The organism is Pseudomonas sp. JV245A, from assembly GCF_032424515.1.
Taxonomy (GTDB): Bacteria; Pseudomonadota; Gammaproteobacteria; order Pseudomonadales; family Pseudomonadaceae; genus Aquipseudomonas; species Aquipseudomonas protegens.
In genome coordinates, this window is sequence record NZ_VYKE01000270.1 from 1 (window position 1) to 3813 (window position 3813).

Below are 3813 nucleotides of genomic sequence, written 5' to 3' on the forward strand. Positions count from 1 at the left end.
GGATCGCGCCGATGGCCGGCAGGTTCAGGCACAGGCGCAGCAGGCGTCTGCGGGTGGCGCTGAACAGGCCGTTGGGGTCGATGAAGATGTAGGCCGCCAGCAGGGAAATGGCCGGGGTGATGGACAGCACGTAACGCGCCTTCTTCGAGTTGGGGATAGTGAAGAACACAATCAGCACCACGAACCAGGCGCCCAGGTGCAGCAGCAGGCGCGGCGCCGACAGCGACGGGGCGCCGAGCCACTGGCGGCCGCTCCTGGCCATCACGCAGAGGGCGTAGAACGCCGTGAAGCTGTAGGTGATCAGCCCGGCGCTGAAATAGAAGTAGTAGCGCGGCGAGTGATCGCTGGCGATCCGGCCCAGGCCCTGCATCTCCAGCACTTGCTGCATGAAGGCATCGCCGCCCTGCACGTGGGCGGCCCAGGCCAGTAGCGCGACCCCGGCGGCGAACAGCAGGCCGCTCACCAGCGAGAACCCGACCAGGGTTCGCCACTGCCGGCTCAGCAGGTAATAGCTGCCGACCACCAGTGCCGGGCCGATCATGCCGATCGGCCCGCGCAGGGCAAAGCCCAGGATCAGGCCGAGGAACACCAGCGCCAGGCGTCCGCGTTGCTGCTTGAGGTCGGCGGAGTAGGCCAGGTAGAAGCAGCCCGCGGTGATCAGGGCGGGGTAGATGTCCAGGGCCAGGGAGTTGACGCTATCCACGAAGGCCCAGGTGAACAGCGCAAAGAGCACGCCGCACAGGCCCCATTTGCGCTCATGCAGGGCCCCCAGCTTGTAGATGAACACCAGCATCAGCGACGCAGCGATGCAGAAGGGCAGGCCCATCGACAGCACGGACAGCTGGCCGAAGGGCAGCGACGCCAGATAGACCAGCACCGTGTTGGCGATGGTGTAGTCGGGGTAGGGCTGCAGATCGTCGGCAATGGGGAACAGCGTCATGCCGTGCTGCAGCATGTAGTCGGCAAAGTCGACGAAGCGCGTGGTGTAGTTGAGGACTGCCGGTTTGTACTGCAGCGCCATGAACAGCGCGAGGGCAATCAGGAAAATGCTTTGGCAGGGGCGCTGCAGGATCAGCTTTTTATAGTCTTCCATGCGTCCAACACGCAAAAAAACAGCAATGATAGGGTGGCCGGCAGGCGAACGCCATCCACGCGCCGTGTTCGGGGCCGTTGCCGGCACCGGGGTTCAAGGCTCGGCAATCTAGCGCGCCCGGGGTTAACGCCCGGTATACGGGCAGGGGCTGATCAAGGGGGCGCGGCGCAGTGCGCGATTGGCCACGGGGCGACCGTCGCTCGCTGCCTTCGCCGCTGTCCAGGCGGGCCCTGGGACGGGCCCGGTGGCGGGTAGCGGCCCGGCAATCGGCCGCCCACGGCGCCGTTCAGGGCCGTTGCGGCTTGACCGAGGTGCCAAAGGTGTTGCCCATGCGCACGCCGGTGGCCGCCGGCGTCGAGAGCCCGACCTGGTTCGGTGGGCGCTTGTTCACCGGGTCCTCCAGGGCCTGCTGGTTGGCCTGGGCCGCCTTCACTGCGTCCGGGTTGTTGCCCATCTGTTTGCTCAGGCAGTTGTAGTCGGGGGCCTTGTAGCCGCCGACGCTGACTTCCACACAGCCCTCGCTGGCTTCTTCGGCATGCAGCGTCCAGGGCAGGGCGCTGAGCAGCCACAGGGCTGCGCTGTATCGGCTTAATCGTTTCATCCTGGCCTCCTGGCTGGCCCGGGGAATCGGGCTTCGATGCCGGCCGAGTGTAGTGCAAAGCCCGGCCTGAAAAAGTGATGGTTTTTTTGCCGTGGCCGTAACACCAGATTCATAAACTGGCCTCAGGATGACGCTTTTCAGGGATTGGACCGCAGTGCAGCGACGCAGAGCGCAGGTCGGGCGATGGACTTCATTGCACGGGGGCTTGGCGACCTGTGTGGTGGCGCTCGGGCTGCTGCTGTGGATGCCGGCGGGCTGGGCCCAGGGCCCTCCCGGCGGGCCGCCGCGGGTGGATTCACAGGCCCTGCTGGCACTGGAGATACCGGCGCAGAACCTGGCGGATGCCCTGGAGCTGTTCAGCCGCGCCACCGGGATGGCGGTGCTGGTGGACCGGGAGCTGACCCGGGGCCGGCGCTCGGTGGGGATCAACGGTCACTACAGCGCCCGGGAAGGCCTGAGCCGGTTGTTGGCCGGCAGTGGCCTGATGGCCCGCTACGCCCGCAGCGATGCTTTCACCCTGCAGGTGCCGCAGGCCACACAGCCGGCCGTGCAGCCCGGCGCGGCGGGCAGTCGTGCGGCGCGGCTCAACAGCAGCTACGCCAGCGCCCTGCAACGGGCGGTGGAACGCAGCCTGTGCGGCTCGGCGCTGACTCGGCCGGGGAGCTTTCGCGCCTTGCTGCAACTGTGGATCGGCGGCGACGGAGCGGTGCAACACAGCCGCCTGGTGAGTTCCACCGGCGACCTGCAACGGGATGAGGCGCTGGTGCAGCGCCTGGCCCAGACCCGGGTCGAGCGCCAGGCACCGAGCTCGTTGCGCCAGCCGCTGACCTTACTCTTGATACCGGACACGACAGGGAAACGCATGGACTGCAAGGAATGGGAAGGAGCTTCCGGGGTATGAAAAATACCGGACACAGTGCGATGGTCAGGCTGTTCCTGACGTCCTACGAGGATTTTCGGGTGCGCTTGCGCAGGCGCCTGGGGTCCGAGGACCTGGCCAACGACGTCCTGCACGAAACCTACCTGCGGGTCGACCGCATGGAAGAGCCGCCGAACCTGGCGCAACCCAATGCCTACCTGTACCGCATGGCGCTGAACATTGCCGCCGACCGGCGCCAGTCCGATGCCCGCCTGCTCACCGGCGATGAGGTCGAGGAGCTGTTGCAGATCGCCGACGAAGCCCAGGACCCCTCGCGGGTGGTGGGTGGCCAGAAGGAAATCCAGACCCTGCTCAAGGCCCTCTACGAACTCCCGGCGCGGCGCCGCAAGATCTTTATTGCCGCGCGCCTGGAAGAGGCGCCGCACCTGGAAATTTCCCAGCGCTTCGGCATTTCCACACGGATGGTGGAGAAGGAACTCAAGGCAGCCCTCGGCCATTGCGCCCTGCGCCTGGAAAGAAAAGTCATTCAGCGGTTCGGTCCCGGGGCCGGAAAACCGTCCTAGACAAAGAGCCCTGATCAATCCGTGAGTACCTGCGCGCTTGAACATTTTTAGCATCTCCACACCCCAGGCCTCGGCGGACCAGCAGTTGCTGAACGAAGCCCGGGACTGGCTGGTCCTTCTGACGTCGGGGCGGGCCACCGCCGCCGATGCCCGGGCGCTGCGCCAATGGTGCGGGCAAAGCCCGCAGCACGCGGCCGCCTTCGAGCAGACCAAGGCCCTGTGGCATTGCCTGCAACCGGCCGCGGCGCTGCTGGAACAGCAAGCGCGGCCGCGGCACTTTGGCCGTCGGGCCTTTCTTGGCGGCGCGCTGGCGGCCTCGGCGGCGCTGTTCATGGTGCGGCTCACGGTGCCGGGCGGCTTTGCCGGATTGACCGCCGACTTTGCCACCGAAGTCGGCGAACAGCGCCGGGTGGATCTGGCCGAGGGCGTGAGCCTGGAGCTCAACACCCAGACCCGCATCAGCCGGCGTGACCTGGGCGCGGGCGAGCAGGGCATCGAACTGCTGGAAGGCGAAGTGGAAGTCTTCAGCCAGCGCCTGCAGCCGCTCAAGGTCCAGGCCGGCGAGGGCTGGCTCAGCGCGCGCCAGGCGCGCTTCAACCTGCGCAACACCGACCACCAGGTGTGCGTCACCTGCATCGAAGGCAGCCTGCAAGTGGACGTGGCCGGGCGCAGCATT

The 3813-nt window shown here is 66.9% G+C and carries 5 protein-coding genes; 3 read left to right on the forward strand and 2 right to left on the reverse strand.

Annotated features, from left to right (window positions below):
• On the reverse strand, positions 1 to 1093 hold a 1093-nt coding region (locus F6S12_RS30255; protein ID WP_315869727.1), incomplete at its 3' end, for a hypothetical protein.
• 286 nt (positions 1094 to 1379) lie between these two features.
• The gene (locus tag F6S12_RS30260; RefSeq protein ID WP_011061037.1) at positions 1380 to 1694 is read right to left on the reverse strand and encodes a hypothetical protein; all 315 of its coding nucleotides are present in this window, start codon (positions 1692 to 1694) and stop codon (positions 1380 to 1382) included.
• A gap of 244 nt (positions 1695 to 1938) precedes the next feature.
• On the opposite strand from F6S12_RS30260, the gene F6S12_RS30265 reads away from it, so the two are divergent.
• From F6S12_RS30265 to F6S12_RS30275, 3 genes are all read left to right on the forward strand, one after another.
• The gene (locus F6S12_RS30265) at positions 1939 to 2595 is read left to right on the forward strand and encodes an STN domain-containing protein (protein WP_050783811.1); all 657 of its coding nucleotides are present in this window, start codon (positions 1939 to 1941) and stop codon (positions 2593 to 2595) included.
• Positions 2592 to 3137: an RNA polymerase sigma factor gene (locus tag F6S12_RS30270; protein WP_011061039.1), complete on the forward strand. Its 546-nt coding sequence runs from the start codon at positions 2592 to 2594 to the stop codon at positions 3135 to 3137. The genes F6S12_RS30265 and F6S12_RS30270 overlap by 4 nt, the downstream gene beginning before the upstream one ends.
• Before the next feature lie 37 nt (positions 3138 to 3174).
• The coding region (locus F6S12_RS30275; RefSeq protein ID WP_315869728.1) for a FecR family protein at positions 3175 to 3813 on the forward strand (639 nt) is incomplete at its 3' end.

Bases quoted from the DNA above. Each gene is read 5' to 3' on its own strand.
- F6S12_RS30260 (WP_011061037.1), bottom strand. From the start codon at position 1,694: ATGAAACGATTAAGCCGATACAGCGCAGCCCTGTGGCTGCTCAGCGCC.
- F6S12_RS30265 (WP_050783811.1), top strand. From the start codon at position 1,939: ATGCCGGCGGGCTGGGCCCAGGGCCCTCCCGGCGGGCCGCCGCGGGTG.
- F6S12_RS30270 (WP_011061039.1), top strand. From the start codon at position 2,592: ATGAAAAATACCGGACACAGTGCGATGGTCAGGCTGTTCCTGACGTCC.